The organism is Ilumatobacter sp., from assembly GCF_030065885.1.
Taxonomy (GTDB): domain Bacteria; phylum Actinomycetota; class Acidimicrobiia; order Acidimicrobiales; family Ilumatobacteraceae; genus Ilumatobacter.
In genome coordinates this window covers 1-23,790 of record NZ_JASJCS010000022.1, presented here as the reverse complement: position 1 = coordinate 23,790, position 23,790 = coordinate 1, and the positions used below count along the sequence as shown (strand labels likewise).

General features: G+C 70.0%; 24 protein-coding genes and 1 pseudogene. 5 read left to right on the top strand and 20 right to left on the bottom strand.

Annotated elements, in window-relative coordinates:
• Positions 1 to 1,674 (bottom strand): PEP-utilizing enzyme, encoded by a 1,674-nt coding sequence (locus QNJ12_RS07445; RefSeq protein WP_300621005.1) that lies wholly within the window; start codon positions 1,672 to 1,674, stop codon positions 1 to 3.
• Between the two features lie 118 nt (positions 1,675 to 1,792).
• On the opposite strand from QNJ12_RS07445, the gene QNJ12_RS07440 reads away from it, so the two are divergent.
• Both QNJ12_RS07440 and nucS read left to right on the top strand, forming a co-directional pair.
• On the top strand, positions 1,793 to 3,397 hold the full coding sequence (locus QNJ12_RS07440; protein ID WP_300621002.1) for an AarF/UbiB family protein: 1,605 nt from the start codon (positions 1,793 to 1,795) through the stop codon (positions 3,395 to 3,397).
• A 39-nt stretch (positions 3,398 to 3,436) separates the two neighbouring features.
• Positions 3,437 to 4,108: an endonuclease NucS gene (gene nucS / locus QNJ12_RS07435; RefSeq protein ID WP_300621000.1), complete on the top strand. Its 672-nt coding sequence runs from the start codon at positions 3,437 to 3,439 to the stop codon at positions 4,106 to 4,108.
• A 10-nt stretch (positions 4,109 to 4,118) separates the two neighbouring features.
• Here nucS and QNJ12_RS07430 read toward each other — a convergent pair whose 3' ends face one another.
• The 4 genes from QNJ12_RS07430 to QNJ12_RS07415 are packed head-to-tail and all read right to left on the bottom strand — an operon-like array spanning position 4,119 to position 6,239.
• Positions 4,119 to 4,841: a mechanosensitive ion channel domain-containing protein gene (locus QNJ12_RS07430; RefSeq protein WP_300620997.1), complete on the bottom strand. Its 723-nt coding sequence runs from the start codon at positions 4,839 to 4,841 to the stop codon at positions 4,119 to 4,121.
• Positions 4,838 to 5,248 (bottom strand): hypothetical protein, encoded by a 411-nt coding sequence (locus tag QNJ12_RS07425; protein ID WP_300620995.1) that lies wholly within the window; start codon positions 5,246 to 5,248, stop codon positions 4,838 to 4,840. The genes QNJ12_RS07430 and QNJ12_RS07425 overlap by 4 nt, the downstream gene beginning before the upstream one ends.
• Positions 5,245 to 5,799: an RNA polymerase sigma factor gene (locus QNJ12_RS07420; protein ID WP_300620992.1), complete on the bottom strand. Its 555-nt coding sequence runs from the start codon at positions 5,797 to 5,799 to the stop codon at positions 5,245 to 5,247. The genes QNJ12_RS07425 and QNJ12_RS07420 overlap by 4 nt, the downstream gene beginning before the upstream one ends.
• Positions 5,800 to 5,807: 8 nt before the next feature.
• Positions 5,808 to 6,239 carry a hypothetical protein gene (locus QNJ12_RS07415; protein WP_300620989.1) on the bottom strand — a complete coding sequence of 144 codons (432 nt, stop codon included), beginning with the start codon at positions 6,237 to 6,239 and terminating at the stop codon, positions 5,808 to 5,810.
• On the opposite strand from QNJ12_RS07415, the gene QNJ12_RS07410 reads away from it, so the two are divergent.
• From QNJ12_RS07410 to manA, 3 genes are all read left to right on the top strand, one after another.
• Positions 6,184 to 7,269, top strand: a complete 1,086-nt coding sequence (locus tag QNJ12_RS07410) for an S-(hydroxymethyl)mycothiol dehydrogenase (RefSeq protein WP_367281763.1) — start codon at positions 6,184 to 6,186, stop codon at positions 7,267 to 7,269. The genes QNJ12_RS07415 and QNJ12_RS07410 overlap by 56 nt on opposite strands.
• 4 nt (positions 7,270 to 7,273) lie before the next feature.
• Positions 7,274 to 7,903 carry an MBL fold metallo-hydrolase gene (locus QNJ12_RS07405; protein WP_300620984.1) on the top strand — a complete coding sequence of 210 codons (630 nt, stop codon included), beginning with the start codon at positions 7,274 to 7,276 and terminating at the stop codon, positions 7,901 to 7,903.
• Positions 7,904 to 7,993: 90 nt separating this feature from the next.
• Complete coding sequence (manA, locus tag QNJ12_RS07400) at positions 7,994 to 8,956, top strand: mannose-6-phosphate isomerase, class I (protein ID WP_300620982.1); 963 nt, start codon at positions 7,994 to 7,996, stop codon at positions 8,954 to 8,956.
• On the opposite strand, the gene QNJ12_RS07395 is transcribed toward manA, so the two are convergent.
• From QNJ12_RS07395 to QNJ12_RS07325, 15 genes and pseudogenes are all read right to left on the bottom strand, one after another.
• Positions 8,953 to 9,678, bottom strand: coding sequence for a hypothetical protein (locus QNJ12_RS07395; protein ID WP_300620979.1), 726 nt, complete (start codon positions 9,676 to 9,678; stop codon positions 8,953 to 8,955). The two genes, manA and QNJ12_RS07395, sit on opposite strands and share 4 nt — an antisense overlap.
• 37 nt (positions 9,679 to 9,715) lie before the next feature.
• A complete protein-coding gene (gene ispG / locus QNJ12_RS07390; protein ID WP_300620976.1) occupies positions 9,716 to 10,945 on the bottom strand; it encodes a flavodoxin-dependent (E)-4-hydroxy-3-methylbut-2-enyl-diphosphate synthase in 1,230 nt (409 codons plus the stop codon).
• Positions 10,946 to 10,989: 44 nt separating this feature from the next.
• Positions 10,990 to 11,424, bottom strand: a complete 435-nt coding sequence (locus tag QNJ12_RS07385; RefSeq protein WP_300620974.1) for a VOC family protein — start codon at positions 11,422 to 11,424, stop codon at positions 10,990 to 10,992.
• A 212-nt stretch (positions 11,425 to 11,636) separates the two neighbouring features.
• Positions 11,637 to 12,944, bottom strand: coding sequence for a site-2 protease family protein (locus tag QNJ12_RS07380; RefSeq protein ID WP_300620971.1), 1,308 nt, complete (start codon positions 12,942 to 12,944; stop codon positions 11,637 to 11,639).
• Positions 12,941 to 14,110 carry a 1-deoxy-D-xylulose-5-phosphate reductoisomerase gene (gene dxr, locus QNJ12_RS07375; RefSeq protein ID WP_300620969.1) on the bottom strand — a complete coding sequence of 390 codons (1,170 nt, stop codon included), beginning with the start codon at positions 14,108 to 14,110 and terminating at the stop codon, positions 12,941 to 12,943. The genes QNJ12_RS07380 and dxr overlap by 4 nt, the downstream gene beginning before the upstream one ends.
• A 19-nt stretch (positions 14,111 to 14,129) precedes the next feature.
• Positions 14,130 to 15,539 carry a phosphatidate cytidylyltransferase gene (locus QNJ12_RS07370; RefSeq protein WP_300620966.1) on the bottom strand — a complete coding sequence of 470 codons (1,410 nt, stop codon included), beginning with the start codon at positions 15,537 to 15,539 and terminating at the stop codon, positions 14,130 to 14,132.
• A 27-nt stretch (positions 15,540 to 15,566) separates the two neighbouring features.
• The gene (gene frr, locus QNJ12_RS07365; protein WP_300620964.1) at positions 15,567 to 16,124 is read right to left on the bottom strand and encodes a ribosome recycling factor; all 558 of its coding nucleotides are present in this window, start codon (positions 16,122 to 16,124) and stop codon (positions 15,567 to 15,569) included.
• A 71-nt stretch (positions 16,125 to 16,195) separates the two neighbouring features.
• Complete coding sequence (gene pyrH / locus QNJ12_RS07360) at positions 16,196 to 16,939, bottom strand: UMP kinase (protein ID WP_300620960.1); 744 nt, start codon at positions 16,937 to 16,939, stop codon at positions 16,196 to 16,198.
• A gap of 242 nt (positions 16,940 to 17,181) precedes the next feature.
• Positions 17,182 to 17,970: a translation elongation factor Ts gene (gene tsf, locus QNJ12_RS07355; RefSeq protein ID WP_300620957.1), complete on the bottom strand. Its 789-nt coding sequence runs from the start codon at positions 17,968 to 17,970 to the stop codon at positions 17,182 to 17,184.
• A gap of 384 nt (positions 17,971 to 18,354) precedes the next feature.
• Positions 18,355 to 19,170 (bottom strand): annotated as a pseudogene (gene rpsB / locus QNJ12_RS07350) (30S ribosomal protein S2); the annotation flags it as partial.
• A gap of 143 nt (positions 19,171 to 19,313) precedes the next feature.
• Positions 19,314 to 19,823, bottom strand: coding sequence for a murein hydrolase activator EnvC (locus tag QNJ12_RS07345; protein ID WP_300620955.1), 510 nt, complete (start codon positions 19,821 to 19,823; stop codon positions 19,314 to 19,316).
• A gap of 89 nt (positions 19,824 to 19,912) precedes the next feature.
• The gene (locus QNJ12_RS07340) at positions 19,913 to 20,674 is read right to left on the bottom strand and encodes a FliA/WhiG family RNA polymerase sigma factor (protein ID WP_300620952.1); all 762 of its coding nucleotides are present in this window, start codon (positions 20,672 to 20,674) and stop codon (positions 19,913 to 19,915) included.
• The gene (locus QNJ12_RS07335) at positions 20,671 to 21,552 is read right to left on the bottom strand and encodes a tyrosine recombinase XerC (RefSeq protein ID WP_300620949.1); all 882 of its coding nucleotides are present in this window, start codon (positions 21,550 to 21,552) and stop codon (positions 20,671 to 20,673) included. Before QNJ12_RS07335 ends, QNJ12_RS07340 begins: the two co-directional genes overlap by 4 nt.
• An 18-nt stretch (positions 21,553 to 21,570) precedes the next feature.
• The gene (locus QNJ12_RS07330) at positions 21,571 to 22,686 is read right to left on the bottom strand and encodes a DNA-processing protein DprA (protein ID WP_300620946.1); all 1,116 of its coding nucleotides are present in this window, start codon (positions 22,684 to 22,686) and stop codon (positions 21,571 to 21,573) included.
• The coding region (locus tag QNJ12_RS07325) for an ATP-binding protein (protein WP_300620944.1) at positions 22,683 to 23,790 on the bottom strand (1,108 nt) is incomplete at its 5' end. The genes QNJ12_RS07325 and QNJ12_RS07330, both read right to left, overlap by 4 nt.

Sequence of the window (23,790 nt, the reverse complement as noted above, 5' to 3'; positions counted from 1 at the left end):
TCAGACGTTCGGCGACGCCTCCTCCAGCACCGTCACCATGCCGGTCGAACCGTCGACGCGGACGAGCGCCCCGTCGGGGATCCGTTGGGTCGCATCGGTCGCCGAGACGACGCACGGGATCCCCAGCTCGCGGCTCACGATGATCGCGTGGCTCAACGCGGCGCCGACGTCGACGACGACGCCACCGGCCGGGACGAACAACGGCGTCCACGACGGGTCGGTGATCGGAGCGACCAGCACGTCGCCCGGTTCGAGCGCGGTCGGGTCGTGCGAGTCGAGGATGACACGTGCCCGGCCCTCGGACACCCCCGGGCATCCCGGGAAGCCCTGGATCGATTCGCCCCCGACCAGCTTGGGCGCTGTCCGATCGGTGCGTGTCGACCACGTCGAGGGGTCGCTCGGGCGGCCCGCGAAGACGAACTCGGGGACACGTGCGGCCATGGCCTCGTGCTCGGCCTTCCGCTCGCGGACGCGCTCGCTGAGCCGTTCCGGCACCGGTCCGAAGAGGTCGTCGAACTCCGCTTCGACCACGAACGAGATGTCCTCGGGTTCGTCGAACACGTCACGCTCGACGAACCGCCGGCCGAGCTCGCGAGCCGGCATCCGGATCTCGTGGATCAGACGGATGTTGTTCGTCTTGGTGCGCTCGCGCGCCGGGAGCCACGCTGCGCTGCAGGCGACGGCCGCGGCGAGTTGTCCGTGCGCCTCGGGGTCCCCGTCGACCATGCCGAGCAGCGTCGCAGCGGCCTCGTCGCGTTCGGCTGCCCGCTGCGCCTGCTGGCGCCGCGGGTCCGCGGACTCGTCGGCAGCCCGCATCCGATCGATGGCGGCGAGTGCGATGTTCGGGGTGGTCTCCCAGGTCGGCGACCGGGTCTCCCACTCGTTGGGGCCTCGGCTGCCGAACTCGTCGACGAACGCCTCGAAGCCGTCACGGAAGGCGGGGCTCGTGGGGTCGAGACGCGAGAGCTGCCACATCGCGTAGCTCGGTTCGGCCGAGTCGACGTCGCCGATCCCGGCCATGATCGGCAAGATCAGATCGGGGCGGCCGACGGCCTCGGCGGTGCTCTGGATCACGCCGACCGGCACCGTGGTCAAGGTCGAGACGAAGAGGTGTTCCTGGAAGAGCTCGCGGTGCATGGGCCGGAACGACTCCATCAGGTCCCAGAGCTCGACGTCGGAGAGCTCGGCGAAGTCGGGCCGCTCCCGATGCAGCGCGATCGTCCGGTTCCGATGGTCGGTCAAGCGCCCGAGGTCGTCGATCGAGGTCTGCGTGAAGACCCAGCCGAAGGTCTGCTGCAGCTGCTCGGTGAGGTCGGGGCGGACGTCACCGTCGCGCTCGACGTAGTCCGGGACGCCCGGCTGGGCGCCGAAGAACTGCTCGTCGATCATCCGCCACGACAACCCCGGGGCGCGCTCGCCGAACAGGCGCATCACCGACGCGTTGAGGTAGCAGTAGCCACCGTTCACGCCGAGGATGCAGAACTCGTCGGACGGGAACTCGTCGAGCTCGAACGCGCCCATCCTCGCGTAGGCGTCACGCCAACCCAGCTCGGACTCCCAGAGATAGGTCGACCGGGTCAGCGGCACGACCGGGTCGGGGAACACCTCCCCCACGTTGGCCCGCGTGTACACGGGGAATCGCTCGGACAGGACGGTGTCGGTTGTGGCGAACATGACCTTCCCCCTCGGCCGCCCTCCTGGGGCATCGACCGGCCTCCGCGTGTGACCGGCGTCACGGTAGCCGACGGCGTTGAGCGAGACGAACGGGCGGGTTCCCGGCATGATGGTTGCCATGCCCGACAGCACACCGGCCGACCGAGCGTGGGGCGCCTTCACCGAACATCCGCCGTGGGTGCTCGACCGCGACGAGATCAGCTGGATGTCGAGCGTCGATCGCTTGCGCCGTGCCGCCCGCGACGAGGTGCCGTCGCTCACGACGCCGCGGCGCCTGCCGCCGGGCGCTCGCGTCGGCACCGTGGTCGCCCATCTCGGCCGCGCGATCGCGCCATGGGCATGGCGCAAGCGCCGCCGGTCGTACGCCGGTCCCGAGGTCAGCCGCGCCGATCTGTCGCGACGGCTGCGTCGCGCCGCCGAGACGCTCGGGCCGAGCTACATCAAACTCGGCCAGATCATCTCGTCGGGCGAGGGCCTGTTCCCCGCCGAGCTCGTCGACGAGTTCAAGAAGTGCCGGGACCAGGTGCCCGCCGAGAGCTTCGCGGTGACCCGCCTCACGGTCGAGCAAGACCTCGGTGCCCGGCTCGAGGACGTCTTCGAGTACGTCGACGAGGTGCCGCTCGCGGCGGCGTCGATCGCCCAGGTCCACGCCGCCCGCCTCCGCACGGGCGAAGACGTGGTCATCAAGGTGCAGCGCCCGGCGGTCGGCGAACTCGTCCGCAAGGACCTGAAGGCGATGGCGTGGATCGCACCGCACCTCGTCGGCCGGATCCCGGTCACGGCGCTCGCCAACCCGCCGGCGCTCGTCGAGCTCTTCGCCGAGACGATCATGGAAGAGCTCGACTTCCGGGTCGAGGCTGCCAACATGCTCGACGTCGCGACCATGCTGCGCGACCTCGGCCAGGACGGCTACGTCGTGCCGCGGCCGCACCCCGAACTGGTGACCCGGCGGGTGCTGGTGATGGAGCGGGTGTCCGGCTTCAACTTCGACGACGTGGCGGGGATGCACGGCGCTGGCGTCGACACCGAGGCGGTCATCCGCACCGGGATGATCGCGTTCATGGAGGGCGCCATGATCCATGGCGTCTTCCACGGCGACCTGCACGGTGGCAACCTCTTCGTGCTGCCGGACGGCCGCACGGCGCTGCTCGACTTCGGCATCGTCGCCAGGTTGTCCGACGAACGCCGGCTCGCGTTCCTCCGCCTGATGCTCGGTGCCACCACCAACGACCTCACCGGCCAGATGGCGGCACTCCGCGATCTAGGCGCTCTCCCGGCCGACACCGACCTCAAGGCGGTCATCAGCGATCTCGGTCTCGACCTCCCGACCGTCGATCCGACGACGCTGACCGGCGACGAGATGGTCAAGGAGGTCCAACGGGTCGTCAAGGCGCTGCTCGGCTACGGCGCCCGGCTCCCCAAGGAGCTGATGCTCTACGTCAAGAACATGGTGTTCCTCGACGGTGCGATCGCCCGCCTGGCGCCCGACCTCGACATCCTCGCCGAGGTGGCGACGATCTCGATGATGTTCGCACAGCGCCACGGCGAGCGGATCAGCCGCGACCTCGGCATCGACGCCACCAACGTCGAGTTCGACTTCGAGAGCGTCAAGGCCGGCCTGGGGCTCGAGTCGCACGTCGACGGGCTCACGTATCGCGAGCTGCAAGAACGACGCCAGGTCATCCAGAAGCGCATGCGGAGCCACGTCGAACGGACCCGGTGAACGTGCGGCGCCGCACTCGGGCTGCCACAATCGCCCACCGTGCGTCTCGTCATCGCCCGCTGCTCCGTCGACTACGCCGGTCGCCTCGCCGCTCACCTGCCCGAGGCCAACCGGCTCATCATGGTGAAGGCCGATGGCTGCGTGGCGATTCACGCCGACGGCGGCGCCTACAAGCCGCTCAACTGGATGAACGCGCCGAACACGCTGGTCGAGGTGACCGACGCCGAGCCTGCGCAGTGGATCGTCACGAACCCGAAGAACGAGACGTTGACGATCACGCTCCACGAGGTTCTCGCCGACTCGGCGCACGAGCTCGGTGAGGATCCCGGGCTGCAGAAGGACGGCGTCGAGGCGCACCTGCAGGAGCTGCTGGCCGCGTCGCCGGATGCGATCGAGGACGGCCTGACGCTCGTGCGGCGCGAGTACCCGACGGCGATCGGGCCGATCGACCTCGTCTGTCGCGACGAGTCCGACGCCGTGGTCGCCGTCGAGGTGAAGCGCCGCGGCGAGATCGACGGGGTCGAGCAGCTGGCGCGCTACGTCGAGCGCCTCGAGCTCGATTCGTCGCTCGGCGAGATCCGCGGCGTCTTCGTCGCGCAGTCGATCAAGCCGCAGGCGAAGGTGCTCGCCGAGTCACGGGGTTTCCGCTGGGTCGAGGTCGACTACGACGAGCTGCGCGGCATGGCGCCCGACGAGCTGCGCCTGTTCTGAGGCGTCAGGCTCACTCGGAGCGGATGCGCTCGACGACGACGTCGAGGAGCTGCGAGTTCGGCACGAGCAGCGACCGGCCGGCGCAGTCGAGCTCGACCGAGGTGGGACGGATCTCGACGACGATCCCGTCGACCTCGCCCCCGGCCAGCCCCGACGCCCGCACCCGGTCGCCCACCTCGAGCGCGTTGCGCCATGCGCGGCCGGCGGCGATCTCGCCGGCGACGCGGCGGCCACCGAGCCCGACCAGCAACGCCATCGTGGCCGCGCCGCCGAACAGCAGCGCCGCCGCGGCGATGTTGATGATCGTCGTGTCGATCCCCAGCTGGGCCGCGCCGAGGATGAGCGCGAAGGCGAGGACTGCGATGCGAACGGCGCTGGGGCCGAACCGCTCGATCGGGCCGGCACCCCGCAGGGCCTGCTGCGTGGCCGTGCGGGCCAGCGTCCCGACGACGTTGCCGCCGATCACCACGATCGCCGCCGCGAGCGCTCGCGGCAGGAACTCGACCAGGTCGGCCGGGATGGTGTCGAGCGAGTCGGGGTTGACGATACCGAGCGCCACCACCAGGCCGATGATGAACGCCGTCGAGAAGACGAGGCTCGCCAAGGGAGCCGCCGCGCTCCTGATCGCCTCGCGCGGCGCCTTCAGCAGGAGGTTGCGGACGATGCGGGCTGCGATGGCGCCGACGACGAAGCCGGCGCCCACGGCGATCGCCGCACTGATCCATTCGTTCATGAGCGGTCGTCCTCCTGGTCCTCGCTGTCGTCGCTGCCGCCCTGGTGTGCGCTCGACTGATGATCCTGGCCGAGCTCGGGGTCGAGCATCAACTGGGCCGTCTCCACGCCGATCGAGAAGAGGCTGCCGAGCAGCCGGAGCTCTTCGTCGGCACGGCTCCGGACGGCGACACCCTGCAACACCCGTTCGCTGAGATCGTCGGGAGGCGCCAGCACGCTGGCCAGCACGTGCTGCAGCGTCGACGGCATGTCGCCGGCCTCGAGCTCGGCGTCGTCGAGCTCCTCGAGGCGGTCGGCGCACCGCTCGCACTGTTCGACGTGGTCGCCCACGCCCTCGGGCGCACCGGTCGCCAGCCATTGGCGCAAGCGGTGGGTAGAGGGGTGGAACAGGCCCAACCGACGCCTCATGGCCGCCATCCTTCCAGCAGTGTCGACATTCGTCGCCGCGCCCGAAGGAGCCGCGTCTTGACGGTGGGTACGGGGACGTCGAGCGCCTCGGCGATCTCGTCGTAGGGCAGACCCTCGACCTCGCGGAGCACCAGGATCGAACGCGACAGCTCGTCGAGCGAATCGAGAGCATCGGTGAAGCGCTCGTAGGCCATCCGGCCCTCGACCACCCGGCTGACCGGCGCACGGTCGACCGGCAGATCGAGGTCGTCGGGGTCGGTGGCCTGGTCGCGCCGGCGTCGCAGCGCCGAGATCGCCTCGCGATGTGCGATCCGCAGGATCCATCCACGGATCGAGCCGTCGCCACGGAACTCGTCGAGGTGCTTCCACACCTTGATGAAGGTGTCCTGCGTGACGTCGTCGGCCAGTGACGAGTCACGAACGACAGATCTCGCCAGCCGGTACACGGCGGCCGAGTGGTCGTCGATGAGTGCAGCGAGCGAGGCCTCCGGCCCGTGTGCGGACGCGGCCGTACCCGTGCCTGCGACTGGCGTGTGCCCCGCTCGCTGCACGAGTCGTGTCAGTCCTCGTCGCTCGCAGCGGACCGTGACCGACTCGTCGACACGCTGTCGTACACACCCGGCCAGCATCGATCGCGTGCGGCCCAGAAACCGCCGACGCCGAACATGATCACCAGGATCAGGCCCGGGCTGTACGTCAACGTCTGGAACAAGGTGACAACGGTATCGCTCGCGACTTCGAGCTGATCGAAGGCGGCGAAGCCCCCGCCATGTTCGATGCGTCGGGCCCATTCGACTGCGAGCATGCGTTCCTCCGATGTGGTCGCGCCGCTCCGGGCGGAACGGCGACAGATGTACGACGCGCCCGAGCCGTCGAAAGTCGCGGCGATCGCGCGGACGGAAGCGGTATGGCAGCGATGGGCTACGTTCTCGGCCATGCCGCAAGAAGTACGTGGAGTCGTCGCCCGAGCCAAGGGCGAACCGGTCAGCATCGAGACAGTGGTCGTGCCCGACCCAGGGCCCGGCGAGGCGATCGTCGCGATCCAGGCGTGCGGGGTGTGCCACACCGACCTGCACTACCGCGAGGGCGGGATCAACGACGAGTTCCCGTTCCTGCTCGGCCACGAGGCGGCCGGCGTCGTCGAATCGGTCGGCGAGGGCGTCACGGATGTCGCACCCGGCGACTACGTCATCCTCAACTGGCGAGCGGTGTGCGGGTCGTGCCGCTCGTGCCTGAAGGGCAAGCCCTGGTACTGCTTCTCGACGTTCAACGCCGAACAGAAGATGACGCTCGCCGACGGCACCGAGCTGTCCCCGGCACTGGGCATCGGCGCGTTCATCGAGAAGACGCTCGTGCACGCAGGCCAGTGCACCAAGGTCGACCCCGCCGCACCGGCGACGGCGGCCGGCCTCCTCGGTTGCGGCGTCATGGCCGGCATCGGCGCGGCGATCAACACTGGCGACGTGACCCGCGGCGACTCGGTCGCCGTGTTCGGCTGCGGCGGTGTCGGCGACGCGGCGATCGCCGGCGCGAGCCTGGCCGGCGCGTCGAGGATCGTCGCGGTGGACATCGACGACCAGAAGCTCGAGTGGGCGAAGGAGTTCGGGGCCACCCACACCTGCAACGCCAACGACAACGACGCGGTCGAGTACGTCAAGTCGGTCACCGACGGCAACGGCGCGGACGTGTGCATCGAGGCGGTCGGCAATCCCGAGGTGTACAAGCAGGCGTTCGAAGCCCGCGACCTGGCCGGCACGGTGGTGCTCGTCGGCGTGCCGCACCCGGACCACACGATCGAGCTGCCGTTCATCGAGGTGTTCGGGCGCGGCGGGGCACTGAAGTCGTCGTGGTACGGCGACTGCCTGCCGAGCCGTGACTTCCCGATGCTGATCGATCTGTACCAGCAGGGCCGCCTCGATCTCGACCGGTTCGTGTCCGAGACGATCTCGATCGACGACGTGGAGGAGGCGTTCCACAAGATGGAGCGCGGCGAGGTGCTCCGCAGCGTCGTGGTGATGTGACGTCGTGCCCGTCGAGCTGATCACGACCGACGGCATCTTCGCCCTCGACGGCGGCGAGTGGGAGGTCACCAACAACATCTGGCTGGTCGGCGACGACCGCGAGGTGATCGTCTTCGACGCCGCTCACGACCACGAGCCGATCGTCGAGGGTGTCGGCGGCCGGCGAGTCCGTGCGATCGTCCTGACGCACGGCCACAACGACCACATCAACGCTGCCGTGCCGCTCCGTGACGCGGTCGATGCACCCGTCCTGATCCACCCCGACGACCGGATGCTCTGGGACGTCGTGTGGCCCGGCGAGGCACCCGACGGCGACCTGACTCCCGGCGAGGCGATCTCGGTCGCCGGGCACGAGCTCCGCGTGCTGCACACGCCGGGGCACTCCCCCGGGTGCTGCTGCTTCCACGACGCCGGCTCGGACACCGTGTTCTCCGGGGACACGCTGTTCTGCGGCGGCCCCGGCGCGACCGGGCGCAGCTACAGCGACGAGCCGACGATCCTGCGGTCGATCATCTCGACCCTGCTGACGCTGCCGCCCGAGACTGTGGTGCACACCGGCCACGGCGAGTCGACGACGATCGGCGCGGAGTCGGACGCGGTGACGGCGAGAGCCGGCGAGCTCGGACTCGCCTGAACACACCCGGCGGGCGCTCATCGGTTCGTCCTCTGCGCAGCCTCGTGCGGTGCCGCGCCGGCCGCCGCGGTTCTCGTAGTCTCGGCGATCGTGCAGCGGGTCGAAGGTGTCGTCCAACACTACGCATGGGGCGATCCGGCGTTCATCCCCGATCTGCTCGGCCTCGAGCCCGACGGCAGGCCGTGGGCCGAGCTCTGGCTCGGCACGCACCCGAACGGTCCGTCCCGGTTGGACGATGGCACGCCGCTCGAGGATCGCACCGGCCCGCTTCCCTACCTCCTCAAGGTGCTCGCGGCCGCCGAGCCCCTGTCGCTGCAGACGCACCCCACCGTCGATCAGGCGCGTGACGGCCACGCCCGCGGCATCTTCCCCGACCCCAACCCGAAGCCCGAGCTGCTCTGTGCGCTGACACCGTTCCAGGCGCTGTGCGGCGTCCGGCCCGTCGAGGCGACGCTCGACCTGTTGCACGACCTCGGGATCGAGCAGCTCGCGGACGTGCTCGCAGCGGACGGGCCGGCACGCGCACTGAACGGCCTGTACCGGGGGGCGATCGATGCGCGGCCGGCGATCGAGGCGTGTCGAACGGGCGACCGTCCCGAAGCCGAGTGGGTCCGCAAGCTCGATGTCCGCTACCCAGGTGAGCCCAGCGTCGCTGCCACGCTGCTCCTCAACCTCGTCGTCCTCGAACCGGGGCAGGCGCTTCGACTCGACGCCGGCAACCTGCACGCCTACCTCCACGGCGCGGGGATCGAGCTCATGGGTGCGAGCGACAACGTGGTTCGGGGCGGGCTCACGGTGAAACCGGTCGACGTCGACGAGCTCTTGCGCACCGTCGACGCGACGCCGCTCGACACTCCGGTACTCGCCGACGGAGCCCGCTACGAACTCCCGGCGGCAGGCGTCGCGCTGGTGCGCCTCGCGCCGGGCGAGCCGCACACCGCGACCACCCATGAACTGGCGATCGAACTGACCGGCACCACGTGGTACTGCGAGCCCGGCGACGTGTTCGTGCCGGACGAGATCACCTACGTCGTCACCGACTCGAACCCCTAGACGCCGAGCGCTGCCGCCATCGCCTCGGTGCCCGAGACCAGTGCGTCGATCTGCTCCGCGCCGAGGCTCGAGTACGCCTCGTCGAGCAGCTCGTCGGTGAGCCGCTCGGCGTCGTGCCACTTGTCGTGATCCTGGTCGGAGACCTCGGGCGGCTCGGTCCAGCCGAACATCGCGATGTCGTCGGGGCGCCGGATCGCGTGTGCGACCTCGCTCTTGAGGGCCTGCGCCGCGATCGCCAGCAGGTGAACGCTGCCGCGCAGCTCGCGCAGCACCATGGCCTGGTGCATGGCGGCGGCCGGCGTGTCGTCGGGCACCGGCTCGGCCCGCACCGCTACGAACAGCGGCATCGAGATGCCCTCGACCGAGCCGATCACCTGGGTCGCGGCATCGACGAAGCCGTCGAGGCCCTCGATGTCGCCGAACTGGGCGCGTCCGAGGTCGTGTGCGCACCCGATGTAGAGCCGGGCTGCGTCGCGCGGCGCCATCACCTCGCGGGCCGAGTTCCACATCTTGGCGACGAGTCCGGGGTGGAAGTACCCGAAGGCGGCACGCACGACGTCGGACTCGACATCGCCCAGCACGCCGCCCCGCCCGAGCACGTAGAAGCGGAACCCGTCGAGGCCCGCCTCCTTGCCGCAGGCGACCGTCTCGCTTCGGAAGTAGAACGCAGCACCGATCCGCCCGATCGCCTCGGTGGCTCGCATGACCTCAGTTGGTTGCATGCGGCGATGTTCACACCCTGCCGGGTGGAACGGCGAATCAGCCGGAGACCGTCTTGCGGATCTCGACGATCTTCTCGGCCGACTGGTTGGCGTCGTCGCCCTGGGCGGCGAGCAGCGCCGACCGATCCTTGGCCGCTTCGCGCTCGGCGCGGGCGGTGTCGGCCCGCTCGATGGCGGCCTCGATGCCGTGCTCGTTGATGAACTCGGCCCATTCGACCAGCGCGTCGACCATCTCGTCCTCGGGCACCACTGCGATGTTGCGACCCTTCACGAAGAGGTGGCCGCGCTTGTTGCCTGCGGCGATGCCGAGGTCGGCCTCTCGGGCCTCACCCGGACCGTTGACCACGCAGCCCATCACTGCGACCTGCAGCGGCAGCTTGCGCTCGCCGAACGCATCCATGGCGCGGTTGGCGACGTCGATGACGTCGACCTCGGCGCGGCCGCAGGACGGGCATGCGATGAGGTCGACGTTCTTGCGCTCGCGCAGACCGAGCGCTTCGAGCAGTTGCCGGCCCGCCCGCGCCTCCTCGACCGGATCGGCGGTGAGCGAGTAGCGAATCGTGTCGCCGATGCCCTCCATCAGCAGCGTGGCGATCCCGGCGGTCGCCTTGACCAGGCCGGCCGGGGGCGGGCCCGCTTCGGTGACGCCGAGATGCAGCGGGTGGTCGGTGACCTCGGCGAGCTGGCGGTAGGCCTCGACCATCAAGGGCACGCTCGACGCCTTGACCGAGATCTTGATCAGATCGAAGCCCACCTCGTCGAAGTAGGCGATCTCGCGCAGGGCCGACTCGACCATCGCCTCGGGTGTGGCTCCGCCGTACTTCTCGTACAGGGACGGGTCGAGCGAGCCGGCGTTGACGCCGATCCGGATCGGGAGATCGCGGTCCCTGGCCTCGCTGGCGACGGCCTTGATGTGGTCGGGCTTGCGGATGTTGCCCGGGTTGAGACGCAGACCGTGCACGCCGGCCTCCATCGCGGCCAGGGCCATCCGGTACTGGTGATGGATGTCGGCGATCACGGGGATCGGCGACCGCGGCACGATCTGGGCCAAGCCCTCGGCAGCCTCGGATTCGTTGCAGGTGCAGCGGACGATGTCGCACCCGGCTGCGGCGAGGGCGTAGATCTGCTGCAGCGTCCCCTCGACGTCGGCCGTCTTCGTGATCGTCATCGACTGCACCGTCACCGGCGCGCCGCCGCCGACCGGCACCTTGCCGACCGTGATCTGCCGCGTCGGCCGCCGCTCGGTCTTCCACTCGGTGACGTCCATGGTGAGGACGCTACCGCCGCGACATGTTGCCCTGCGGGCCTGAGTTACTCGCAGGATCCGATTGCGAGGATGTTGCCTTCGGAGTCCTTGAACCAGGCGGTCTTCGCGCCGTCGGGGAACACGAGGGCGCCATCGTCCCAGTAGGGCGGCGGACTGTCATCGTCCGATCCGAAGTTCCCCTCGACCGGGTACGTCTCGAAGACGACACCGTTGGCGAGCAGCTCGGCGTGGACGGCGTCGAAGTCATCGGTCACCAACCGCGCGGCCGTGGCGAGGTTCCTTCCGGCGTGGGGCGACTCGTACACCCCGAACTTCGCGGTGCCGGTGTCGTAGAGCATCTCCCCGAACGACTGGACGGCGTCCGGCTCGTACGGCTCGCCGTCAACCGTGACCGGATCGAGCCCGAGCTTGTCCCGGTACCACTCCTTCGCCCGCAAGATGTCAACGGCCGGCAACTCAGGATGCATCGTGAATCGCACGCTCGCCTCCTCCCGCCGTGGAAGCTAGCGAACAGCAACGCCCCAACCCGCTGAAGTTCCCGCCCCACCGACGCCGGCAACGAGCAGCCGCGACAGTCAGCGAAGCTGAGCCGGAGCCTGTCGCCACCGCTCGCAAGGCGCGGCGAGTGCCGAGCTGCCTTCGGGCAACGAGCGGCGAGACGCAACGCCGCAAGCGGTGCGACAGGCCCGGCTCAGCCGACAGGGTCGGTGATGTCGAGGTAGAGCCCGGACATGAACAGGAACAGCAGCACTGTCATCACCGCCATCGCGAACGGCATCATCTTCGCGACGTCGGCGTAGTAGCGCTGGCGGCTACGGCCCTCTCGCAACCGTTCGTAGGTGGCGATCGCGGCGTGACCACCGTCGAGCGGCAGGAGCGGGAACATGTTGAAGACGCCGATGAACACGTTGAGCACGGCGAGCAGGAAGAGGATGCCGATGAGACCCTGTGACTCACCGACGTCGTCGGACAGTCCGGTGACACCGACGAGCGTGGTCGGGCGGGTCTCGAGATCCTCGTTGGTACCGGCCAGGTGGGTGAAGATGTTGACCGGGTTCAGGACCTTGACCGCACCCTTCGTCATCTCCCACGACGTCGGAAAGATGTCGGTCACTGCGTTGACCGCCGCCGCGCCGGTGGAGTGTTCGATCGTCTCGTAGTAGGTGCCGCTCGAGACGCCGATGTACGGCTTCCCGAACAGCGGGGACTCCTCGTCGGTGTTGGCGCCGAGGGCGACCGGCACGAAGATCTCACGTCCGTCACGGAGCACCTCGAACGTGAGCACCTCCTGTGGCTCGTTCGACTGGACGATGCGACCGAGATCGACCGAGCTCTCGACGGCCTCGCCGTCGATCGACAGCACCACGTCGTCGGGTTGGATCCCGGCGACGAACGCCGGGCCCGTCTGTTCGACGATGCCGATCTCGGCACCGTCGCGCTGCACGACCTCGCCGTCGGCCACGTACACGGTGAACAGCAGCACGATGGCGAGCAACATGTGCATGATCGAGCCGGCCGAGATCACCAGCAGCCGCTTGGGGAAGCTCTTGGACCGGTAGGTCCGCCCCTCGTCCTCGGGGGCGACCTCGTCCATGGAGTTCATGCCGATGATCCGCACGAACGCGCCGAGCGGCAGCGCCCGGATGCCGTACTCGGTCTCACCGCGGCGGAAGCTCCACACCCGCGGACCGAATCCGATGAAGAACTGCGTGGCCTTCATGCCCGTCCAGCGGGCCGTCGAGAAGTGGCCGAGCTCGTGCAGGAAGATCGCGATCAGGACCCCGATGACGAAGACGAGCCACCAGAGGCTGAACAGGCCCAGCAGCGCGATCAGCGCCACGACACCGAGCACACCGAAGGCACCTCGCCAACCGCCGACCAACTCGTCGTCGGCCTTCTCGACGACGGCGCCGCCCGCCATGACCTCGCTCGTGAAGCGGCCGTGGGGAGGCTCGTCGTTCGGAGCCGGCGGGGCTGGGAGTTCGTCGTGGGTCGTCATCGGGGGTCTCGTTGCCGAACCGCCGCTTCCGCCAGGCGCCGAGCCTGCGCATCAGCGGCGATCACGTCATCGACGGTACCGGGTACGGCGCCGTCATGCTCGTCGAGTACGGCAACACACACATCGGCAATCTGATTCCAGCGGATGAGCCCCGACAGGAAGGCGTCGACGGCGACTTCGTTGGCCGCGCTGAGCCACGCCGGTGCGGTACCGCCGAGCCGACCGGCGTCGTAGGCGAGCTGCAGACACCGGAACGTGGCGAGGTCGGGAGGCTCGAAGTCGAGCTGCGAGAGCTGCGACCAGTCGATCCGGCCGAACGGGGTCGTGATCCGGTTCGGGTACCCGAGTGCGTACCCGATCGGCAGCCGCATGTCGGGCATGCTGAGTTGGGCGATCGTGCTGCCGTCGGAGAACTCGACCATCGAGTGCACGATCGACTGCGGGTGCACGACGACCTCGATGTGGTCGTAGCCGACGCCGAACAGTTCGTGCGCCTCGATCACCTCGAGTCCCTTGTTCATCAAGGTGCTCGAGTCGACGGTGATCTTCGGGCCCATCGCCCAGGTCGGATGTGCGAGGGCATCGTCGACGGTGACCGCAGCGAGGTCGGCGGCGGTCCGACCACGGAACGGCCCGCCACTGGCGGTGAGCACGATCCGGTCGACCTCGCGCTGCGAGCCGTCGGCGAACCCGGACGAGGACCGCAGGCACTGGTGGACGGCGCAATGCTCGCTGTCGACCGGCACCAGCTCGGCTCCGGGTGTGGCCCTCATCGGCTGCACGACGGGGCCGGCGGCGATGAGGCTCTCCTTGTTCGCGAGCCCGAGGCGCTTGCCGGCGCGGAGCGTCGCGGTCGTGACCGGGAGACCGGCGAACCCGACCACGCCGTTGATGACGACGTCGGCCGGCTCGACGAGGTCGGCTTGGTCGGCCACGACGTCGACGCCGGGAAGCGCGGCTGACACCTCGGCCCTGGCCGTCTCGTCGGCGACCGCGACCACGTCTGGACGGTGCCGGCGCGCCTGTTCGACCACGACGTCGACCGATGAGCCGACACCGAGGCCGACGACGTCGTAGGCGTCCGGTCCCTCGGCTTCGACGACCTCGAGCGTCTGCGTGCCGATCGAACCGGTCGAGCCGGCGACGGCGACGCGAACCGGGGCCACGATCAGCCGGCGACCGGACTCAGCTGGCCCAGGGTTCGAGCACGAGCGTCAGGTAGTAGACCGCCGGCAACGTGAAGAGGAAGCCGTCGAAGCGATCGAGGATCCCGCCGTGGCCCTTGACGATCGAACCGAAGTCCTTCACGTCGAGGTTGCGCTTGAACATGCTCTCCACGAGGTCGCCCATCGGCGCCATCACCGAGATCACGACTGCCAGCGCGAGGAGCGGGCCGTAGTCGGACCAGGTGTCGCTGCTCTCGCTGATGCCGACCAGCATCATGGCGATGATCGTGAACATCGCCCCACCGATGAGCCCCTCGACGGTCTTGTTCGGGCTGATCCAGCCACGCAGCGGCGTGCGGCCGACGGCGGAACCGATGAAGAGCGCCCCGACGTCGTTGGCGACGACGCCGAGGGCGAGCAGGAACAGGGTGTCGGTGCCGCGGTGCTCGGCGACGGGCAGCAGGCTCCCGGCGTTGGTCGAGAACCGCAGGATCAGCATGGCGAACGAGCCGAGGAGTCCGATCCAGATGATGCCGAGCGTGGTGATCGATACGTTCGGCATGGGGCCGGCCTCGACGCTGCGGGCGCCGATGAAGCTGCCGGCCGTGGCCATGAACCCGAACGACAGGACGAGCGGCAGTGTGCCGACGCCGAGCCAGTAGGACGCGAGCGGCGCCGCGACGCAAGTCACGATGCCGGGAACGACCGCCGGCCGGTACCCGCGCTCGGCGACCTTGTCGTAGAACTCGACAGCTGCGAGACCGAGGATGATCGTGATGAACGCCGCGGCCGCCCAGGGTCGGTACATCAGCGCGGCGATGAACGCCGCAGCGAGCAGGAGACCGACGGCGATCGCGGCCGGCATGTCGCGGCCACTGGGTGCGGCGACGGGCGCGCCGGGCCGGGCGCCCGCCGGGGGCGGTGCGCCGCGCCGCCGGCCCGAGCCGCCCTGCGTCGGCGGTCGCCGTGGCATGCCGGACGGGTCGGTACCGATGGTGATGCGGCTCGGCTCGCGGGCCACGGCCTCGGACTCGCCGGTGACGCGCCGGTGCTGGCCCGACGTGGGCTGATCGGTGACGCGCCGCTGCGGCTGGGTCGACTGGACGGCGGTCTCGCCGGCGACGTCGGGTTCGTCGGCCGGCTGGTCGTCCTTCCACACCGGCGATTCGGACGAGAACGACGACCACACGTCGAGCTCGTCGTCGGTGGCCTCGTCGGGTTCGGCGTCGGCGCCGGAATGATCGAACTGCGGGAGCTCGCCGGTGGCCGGCTCGGTCCAGTGCGGGAGCGAACCGGTGTCGCTGTCGCCGAAGCTGATGTTGCCGTCGACCTCGCCGAGGTTCTGCGTGGGCTCGGCATCGTCGAACAGCGAGCCGAACTCGCTGAAGTCGTCCTCGGCCCGGCGATCACGCCGCCTGTCGTCGCTCATCGATGTCCTTTCCCCTCGGCCCGCACCTCAGACCTCGAGCAGCTCCTCTTCCTTGTTGCCGAGGGCGCGGTCGATGCGCTCGACGTGGTCGTGCGTCACCTTCTCGAGCTCTTTCTCGGCACGGTCGAGCTCATCGGCGGAGATCTCACCGTCCTTCTCGGCGTGCTCCATGTGCTTGCGAGCGTCCCGGCGGATGTTGCGGACCGCGATGCGGCCCTCCTCCGCCATGTGCTTGACCACCTTGACGTACTCGCGACGTCGCTCCTCGGTCAGCGAGGGGAAGTTCAGGCGGATCACCACGCCGTCGTTGTTGGGGGCGACGCCGAGGTCGCTGTCGCGGATCGCCTTCTCGATGCCGGCGAGCGCGCCGGTGTCGTGCGGCTTGATGAGCAGCATCCTCGCCTCGGGCACCTGGATGGCGGCCAGCTGTTGCAGCGGGACCGGGGCACCGTAGTACTCGACGTTGAGTCGTTCGACCAGTGCCGGCGCCGCTCGGCCGGTACGAACGGTCGAGAACTGCGTCTGTGTGTGCTCGACCGCCTTGTCCATCTTCTCCATGGCGTCGAGCATGGTTTCGTCGATCATCGGGTCCAGCGTAACCATGCCCGGCCGGAACAGCGGAGATACGCCCGACGCGGGCGCCGACTCGCCGTGGTCTACTGGACGATCGTGCCGACGTGCCCGCCGGTCAGGATGCTGCGCAATGCGTGATCGGCCGACATGTCGAACACCACGATCGGGATGTCGTTGTCGCGACAGAACGCGATCGCGGTGGCATCCATCACCTTGAGGTTCTTGTTCATGACGTCCATGTAGGCGATCTCGTCGTACTTCTTGGCGTCGGTGTTCGTGCGCGGGTCGGCGTCGTAGACGCCGTCGACACCCGAGTGCGTCCCCTTGAGGAGCGCACCCGCCTCGATCTCGGCGGCGCGCAGCGCGGCGGCGGTGTCGGTGGTGAAGAACGGGTTGCCGGTGCCGGCGGCGAAGATGACGACGCGGCCCTTCTCGAGGTGGCGCATCGCCCGCCGGCGGATGTACGGCTCGGCGATGCGCGGCATCTCGATCGCCGATTGCACCCGGGTCGGCTGGCCGCGGCGTTCGAGCGCGTCCTGCAGCGCCAGGGCGTTCATGACGGTGCCGAGCATGCCGATGTGATCGCTCTGGGTGGCGTCCATGCCCTCCATCGCGCCGGTTCGGCCACGCCAGAAGTTGCCACCGCCGACGACGACGGCGACGTCGACACCGAGGTTCTGCCGGATGTCGATGATCTCCGCGGCGGTCTGGTCGAGCGTCGGGCCGTCGAGGCCACGACCGGACGGCCCGGCCATCGCCTCACCCGATGGCTTGAAGACGATGCGCTTCCAGCGAGGGGTCGGCTGGTCGGGCACGTCGTCGCTCACGAGCCGTCAGTCTGCCAGAGCGCGCCCTGCGGCTCCGAACGCGCCGCTCCTCCATCGGACGCGAGAAGAAGGGCCTACGGTGGGCGAGCCCGCCGCAAGGCGGGCAAGCTCGGTAGGCGCCGCCCAGATCGTCTCCCTGAGGCGGGATCGGTTCGTTGGAGCGCAAGGCGCGGTGAGCCCCTCGTTGCCTGGCGGCAACGAGCGGCGAGACGGAACGCCGCGCTCGAACGAACCGGCCCGCCTCAGCCGATCTCGGTTTGGGCGAAGCGGATGATCGAGGCGTCGCCGACGAACTGCGCGATCGACTGCTTGTCGTCCTTCGCGTACGGCTGCTCGAGGAGGCAGACGTCCTTGAAGAATCCGTTGAGGCGACCCTCGACGATCTTCGGGACAGCTTGCTCGGGCTTGCCCTCGTTGAGCGTCATCGTCTCGAGCGTCTGTCGCTCGGCTTCGACGACGTCGGCGGGGACGTCGTCACGCGTGAGGTACTTCGGGCGGGCGAAGGCGATGTGGACCGCGATGTCGTGAGCGAGCTCGTCGCTGCCGCCGGCGACCTCGACGAGGACCCCGTTGACACCACGGCCGCCCTGCACGTGCTCGTAGTGGCCGATGACGTTGCCGTCCCCTGCCGCCATGTGCACGATGTCGCCCAGCTCGATCTTCTCCTTCAGGGTGATCTTCAGCTCCTCGAGGTCGGCCGCCCGGTCGGCGACGGCCTCGGCGCCCTTCGCGGCGACCAGGTCGACGAGCGCCGCCGCCTCGGCCTTGAACTGGTCGCTGCCGGCGACGAAGTCGGTCTCGCTCTTCAGCAACACCATCGCACCGACGTCGCCGTCGACCTTGACCGCGACGACACCCTGGTTGCTGTCGCGGTCGTCGCGCTTGGCGCTGGCGGCGAGGCCCTTCTCGCGGAGGAGCTGCTTGGCGGCCTCGAGGTCGCCGCCGGTCTCCTCGAGGGCCTTCTTGCAGTCCATCATGCCCGCGCCGGTGCTCTCGCGCAGGGCCTTCACATCTTGGGCGGTGAATGACATGGGGGTCGGTCTTCCTTCGTTCGTGTTCTGCGTCGACGCTCGCTGTTACTGCTGGCTCGCCGGCTTGGAGAACCCGGCAGCTTCGGCGGCCTCCTCGGAGGCGAACCAGACCTCGGCCTTGGTGCGGCCGTAGAACGGGCTGTCGGGGGTGTGGTACAGCCTCGAGTCGGCGTTGCCCTTGATCGGGAAGCCGTCGGGCTGCGCGTCGTCGGCGAGCGGAGCATGCGACCCGTCGCCGAACGGCGGATCGTCGGACGACGCCGGAGCGCTCGCCTCGGCGGCGCTCTCCTCGGCGGCGGGCTCGGGCGTGGCCTCGGCGGGCGCCGCGTCTGCCGTGTCGGCCTCGGCCGGCTTGGACTTGCTGGCGGCGAGACGGGCTTCCCGGTCGGCCTGGGCCTTGGCAGCAGCGGCACGGGCCTCGGCCTGCGCCTGAGCGAACGCCGCCTCCTCTTCGGGCGTGCGCTCGGGCTTCGGCTCGGGCGCGTCCTCGGCCGCGGTGGCCTTCGGGCGGCGGGAGGCGATGTAGCGGCCCTCCTCGACGGCCTCGGCGATGACCCGGACGAGCAGGCTGTTGGCGCGGATCGCGTCGTCGTTGCCGGGGATCGGGAACTGGATCACGTCGGGGTCGACGTTGGTGTCGACGACCGCGACGACGGGGATGCCGAGCTTGTTCGCCTCGGTGACGGCGATGTGCTCCTTCTTCGTATCGATGACGAAGACCGCTTCGGGCAGCTGCTTCATGTCGCGGAGACCGCCGAGGTTGCGCTGCAGCTTGGCGAGCTCGCGATCGAGCAGCAGCGCCTCCTTCTTGATCATCGCGTCGAACTCGCCCGACGCCTTCATGCGCTCGTACTCGAGCATCTTGCCGACGCGCTTCGAGATCGTCTCGAAGTTGGTGAGCATGCCGCCGAGCCAGCGCTCGTTGACGTAGGGCATGCCGACCTTCTCGGCGTAGCTCTGCACCGGGTCCTGGGCCTGCTTCTTGGTGCCGACGAACAGCACGGTGCCGCCGTTCGCGACGAGGTCACGGACGAATCCGTAGGCGCCTTCGACCCGCGTGAGCGTCTGCTCGAGGTCGATGATGTAGATGCCGTTGCGCTCTCCGAAGATGAAGCGCCGCATCTTGGGGTTCCAGCGACGGGTCTGATGCCCGAAGTGGACACCCGCTTCCAGCATCTGACGCATGCTGATGACGGCCATGAGTGTTCTCCTTGTGCGGTTTCCGACCCGTGCCGGGCGCCGGAGCGACCGCAGGTGGCACGGGTGGCTGAATCGTTGTCGGTGACGCAGCGGGCGCTGAGCCAGCGGACAAGCCTAACCGGAGCGACGCCGATTGCGGCCGCTCAGCGCGTGCACCGGAGCGTGGCGGGCGGCGAGGGCCGGCCGGGGCTGCCGTCGACCGGGATCAGCCGGGGTCGACGCATCCAGCGGCCGAGGTAGGGCGACGGGTCGACGTACCGCGACCCGTCGCGAAGGCCGAAGTGCAGGCGGCCGTCGGTCGTGCCGACTCGGGCGCCGCGCACCACGAGGTCGCCGTCGTCGAGGTGGGTGTGGCGCAGGTTGCCGTAGGTGGTGCGCAGGCCGTCGCGATGCCGCACCACCACGTAGGTGGTGCCCGCCACGTCGCCGGCGAAGCTCACGCGGCCACCGGCCACCGCCCGCACGGTCGTACCCGGTGGAGTGCCGTACTCGATGCCGCGGTTGCCGGCACACCACCGGCACGCCGGCTCACGGAAGGGATCGGTGACGCGAGCGGTCACGGGCGGCGCCCAGCACGGAGCGGCGTGGGCGGTGGACGGGGCCAGCGTGGCCAGCGCGGTGATCGCGAGCGCGATCTGGATCGGTCGAAACATCGGTCACCTCTCGTCGGGCCCGTGCGACGGGCACGCGTGCGGCCGAGATCGGCGAGCGGGCCGGAGGGCCGAGTGGCGGGCGGGGCCGGTCAGCCGACGCCGGCTGCGGTCATGCGCGACCGCAGGTGGAGCACCGACTTGGTGTGGATCTGCGACACGCGGCTCTCGGTGACGCCCAGCACGTCGCCGATCTCCGCGAGGGTGAGACCCTCGTCGTAGTAGAGGGACAGCACGAGCTTCTCGCGCTCGGGCAGCCGGAGGATCTCGCTCTTCATGATGTCGCGCAACTCGCGGTCCTCGATGGCGGCGACCGGTGACTCCATGCCCGCGGAGTCGACCGACTCGGGCTCGTAGCCTGCGGCGACGGCGCGATCGAGCGGACCGATGGTGGTGGCCGCGATGGACGCCAGCCAACGGGCGAGCTCTTCTTCGCTGATGTGCAGCTGCTTGGCCAGCTCGGGGTCGGTGGGGGCCCGCCCGTACTCGTGCTCGAGCTGGGCGAACGCTCGCTCGACCTCACGGGCACGGCTGCGTACGGATCGGGGCACCCAGTCGAGCTGGCGCAGCCCGTCGTAGATCGCGCCTCGGATGCGGGGCGCTGCGAACGTCTCGAACTTGACGCCGCGCTCGGGGTCGAACCGGTCGATGGCGTCGATCAGCCCGAACACGCCCGAACTGACGAGGTCGCCCGGATCGACACTGTTCGGCAGGCCGGCGCCGATGCGACCGGCGACGAACTTGACGAGCGGCGAGTAGTGGACGATGAGGTGGTCCCGGGACGCGTTGTTCTTGCGGTTCAGCCACCTCGTCCAGTGCATCTGGAGGTCGGGATCTTCGGGAACGATGCTCATGCGCGTGGATGACTCTTCCGGTAGGCCGCCCGGAGCCGCTCTCGGCTCACGTGAGTGTAACGCTGCGTGGTCGCGACATCGGAGTGGCCGAGCATCTCTTGCACCGAGCGGAGGTCGGCACCGCCGTCGAGCAGATGCGTCGCAAACGTGTGCCGCAGGGCGTGCGGGTGGGTCGGCGTCGGCGAACGCCGGTCGAGGATGCGCCGAACGTCGCGGGGCGTCAACGGCTTGCCGCGCTCGTTGCCGAACAGGATCGGTCCGATCTCGGCGGGCACGACCTCGCCGCGAACCCGCAGCCACGTCTCGACCGCTGCCACGGCCGGTTCGCCGAGCGGCACGCGGCGCTCTTTGGAGCCCTTGCCCCACACCACCAGCACCCGCTCGGACAGGCGGACCTGGTGTAGCTCGAGCGAACACAGCTCGGACACCCGGACGCCGGACCCGTACAGGATCTCGAGCACCGCGTCGTCGCGGAACTTGCGCCAGATCGGCTCGCCGTCGGGGACCGGACCCTCGAGCAGCCGATCGAGCTCGCGCCGATCGAGGACGCGGGGCAGCCGACCCGAACCGGCGCTGACGTGCAGGCCGATGGTCGGGTCGGTGTCGACGATCCCCTCGGCTGTGGCCCACCCGAAGTAGCGGCGCAGGGCAGCCGCCTTGCGGGCGATGCTGCGGCGGGCGAACTCGCGAGTCGACAGCGAGGCGACGTACCGGCGCACGAGGGTGCGGGTCACGCCGGCGGGCGTGTCGATCTGCGACCTGGCGACCCAGTCCGCGAAGAGCCGGAGGTCGGCCTGGTAGGCGGCGTGCGTTCGGGCGGACAGCGACGGGTGCGCCCGCTCGAAGTCGTGGAGGCGCCAGTGGCCGTGCTCCGCCATGGCGATCACGGTATTCGCTCATGAGGGCGCCAGTCGGGACCCAGCCGGCTCGAACCAGCCGCCTGCCTCGAGCAGCCACCCCTGGTGCTCGAGCCGGGCGACCGCGAGCGCCGCCTCGGCGACCGGTACGTCGAGGCCGGCGACGAGCATGTCGAGCGTCGAGGGCTCGCGGGCGCACCAGTCGAGGACCCGGGCCTGCACGCCGTGGGGAACCGGCCGGGGATCGAACGGCGACGACCCCTGCCGCCGGTGATCGAGGCCGAGCATGGTGAGCACGTCGAGCGCAGAGGTGACCGGGGCGACACCATCGACGAGCAGCTGGTTGGTGCCCGCCGACGAGCGGCATCGCGGCGAGCCGGGAACCGCCATGACCTCGACGCCCCGCTCGGCGGCCGCACGGGCGGTGATCAGGCTGCCGCCGGTCTCGCGACTCTCGACCACCACGAGCACCTCGCAGAGCGCGGCCAACACACGGTTGCGGAGCGGGAACCGCCAGGCGTCGGGCTGGACCCCGGGCGGCCACTCGGAGATCACGACGCCCGCCGACGCGACCCAAGCCCACAGATCGGCGTGCTGCTTCGGATAGGGCCGATCGGCGCCGTTGCCGACGACGGCCACCGGCCGACCCGGACCGCCCGACGTACGAACACCACGGTGCGCGGCGCCGTCGATGCCGCGCGCGAGCCCGGAGACGACCGCGACCCCCTCGGCGGCGAGCACCTCGCCGAGCTCGGAGGCCGTCGCCCGGCCGGACGCCGTGGCGTTGCGGGTACCGATCACGCCGACCCGACGACCGTGGAGTGCCTCGAGGCTGCCCTGGACGAACAGGGCGGCCGGCGCCTCGGGATCGTTGACGAGCACCGCCGGATACTCGGTGTCGCCGTGTGCCACGACGTTCACCGAGAGGGCAGCACATCGGGCGGCCGCTGCGTCGGGATGCTCGGCGCCTGCCACGACACGCCACCGGTCGAACAGGTTCGCGTCGACGCCACGCCGCACCATCGGGTGCAGGGCGCGGCCGCTCCGCAACAGCGCCACCGCCTCGTCGGGGCGATGGTGGGCGAGCATCAGCCGCAGGCGCTTCGGACCGATGGCGGGCAGACCGGCCAGGATCGCCAGCGAACCCGCGCTCATGCCGCCAGGCCCAGCGAGCTGAGCCCGACCTGCGCCCGCATCCCCAGCGCCGACGCGACGTGCTCTTCGCCGACCGCCTCGTCGGCGTAGCCGGCGAGATCGGACAGCGTCCGCGCGACCCGACGGATGCGGTGGAGGCCGCGGCCGGTCAAGCGGCCGCGTTCGACCTCGGCGAACAGCAGCTCGTGTGCGGCATCGTCGAGCGGCGCCACCTCGTCGAGCTGCTGCTCGCCGAGGTCGGCGTTGAGACGACCGCCGCGCCGGAGTGCGTTGCGGCGGGCCGCGGCCACCCGAACCGCCACGTCGGCCGTCGACTCCCCCGGTTGGCCGCCGAGGAGATCGGCGACATCGGGCCGGTGGACGGCGACCCGCAGGTCGAAGCGGTCGAGCAACGGCCCCGAGAGTCGTCCGACGTAACGGTTGCGGACCCGCTCGTCGCACTCGCACCCACCCGGGCCGCCACCACCGCAGGCACACGGGTTCGTCGCGCCGATCAACTGGAACCGCGCGGGCATCGGCAACCGGTCGTTCTCGACGCGCCCGACCATGACCGAACCGGTCTCGAGCGGTTCTCGCAGGGAGTCGAGCACGCGGGGTGCGAACTGACCCATCTCGTCGAGGAACAGCACGCCGCCGTGGGCGAGGCTGGCTTCACCGGGGCGCATCGTGTGGGACCCGCCGCCGACCAGCGCCCCCAGCGAGCTGCTGTGGTGGGGTGCGCGGAACGGCGGCCGCTGGACCAGGCCGCCGCCGGGGAGCTGCAGCCCCGCCGCCGAGTGGATCATGGTCGTGTGCAATGCGACGTCGTGATCAAGGTCGGGAAGCAGTCCGGGCAGCCGGCGGGCGAGCATGGTCTTGCCCGACCCCGGAGGACCGACGAACAGCAGGTGGTGGCCACCCGCTGCCGCGACCTCGAGCGCGAGCCGTGCGTGCGGCTGCCCCTTGACGTCGGCGAGATCGGGCATGTCGGGCTCGACGAACGACGTCGTCGGCACGTCGTGAGTCGGCCACGGGCCGGCGCCGGTGAGCGCCTCGACGAGCTGGTCGAGCCGATCGATCGGGCGGATCGACCCGCGCCCGACGGCCCGCGCTTCGGGGACGGCG

Bases quoted from the DNA above. Each gene is read 5' to 3' on its own strand.
- tsf (WP_300620957.1), bottom strand. From the start codon at position 17,970: ATGTCATTCACCGCCCAAGATGTGAAGGCCCTGCGCGAGAGCACCGGC.
- ispG (WP_300620976.1), bottom strand. From the start codon at position 10,945: ATGGACGTCACCGAGTGGAAGACCGAGCGGCGGCCGACGCGGCAGATC.
- QNJ12_RS07445 (WP_300621005.1), bottom strand. From the start codon at position 1,674: ATGTTCGCCACAACCGACACCGTCCTGTCCGAGCGATTCCCCGTGTAC.
- QNJ12_RS07330 (WP_300620946.1), bottom strand. From the start codon at position 22,686: ATGAGCGCGGGTTCGCTGGCGATCCTGGCCGGTCTGCCCGCCATCGGT.
- frr (WP_300620964.1), bottom strand. From the start codon at position 16,124: ATGATCGACGAAACCATGCTCGACGCCATGGAGAAGATGGACAAGGCG.
- QNJ12_RS07440 (WP_300621002.1), top strand. From the start codon at position 1,793: ATGCCCGACAGCACACCGGCCGACCGAGCGTGGGGCGCCTTCACCGAA.
- QNJ12_RS07370 (WP_300620966.1), bottom strand. From the start codon at position 15,539: ATGAGCGACGACAGGCGGCGTGATCGCCGGGCCGAGGACGACTTCAGC.
- QNJ12_RS07340 (WP_300620952.1), bottom strand. From the start codon at position 20,674: ATGAGCATCGTTCCCGAAGATCCCGACCTCCAGATGCACTGGACGAGG.
- QNJ12_RS07335 (WP_300620949.1), bottom strand. From the start codon at position 21,552: ATGGCGGAGCACGGCCACTGGCGCCTCCACGACTTCGAGCGGGCGCAC.
- QNJ12_RS07430 (WP_300620997.1), bottom strand. From the start codon at position 4,841: ATGAACGAATGGATCAGTGCGGCGATCGCCGTGGGCGCCGGCTTCGTC.
- QNJ12_RS07410 (WP_367281763.1), top strand. From the start codon at position 6,184: ATGCCGCAAGAAGTACGTGGAGTCGTCGCCCGAGCCAAGGGCGAACCG.
- QNJ12_RS07425 (WP_300620995.1), bottom strand. From the start codon at position 5,248: ATGAGGCGTCGGTTGGGCCTGTTCCACCCCTCTACCCACCGCTTGCGC.
- QNJ12_RS07345 (WP_300620955.1), bottom strand. From the start codon at position 19,823: ATGTTTCGACCGATCCAGATCGCGCTCGCGATCACCGCGCTGGCCACG.
- QNJ12_RS07415 (WP_300620989.1), bottom strand. From the start codon at position 6,239: ATGCTGACCGGTTCGCCCTTGGCTCGGGCGACGACTCCACGTACTTCT.
- QNJ12_RS07395 (WP_300620979.1), bottom strand. From the start codon at position 9,678: ATGCAACCAACTGAGGTCATGCGAGCCACCGAGGCGATCGGGCGGATC.
- QNJ12_RS07380 (WP_300620971.1), bottom strand. From the start codon at position 12,944: ATGACGACCCACGACGAACTCCCAGCCCCGCCGGCTCCGAACGACGAG.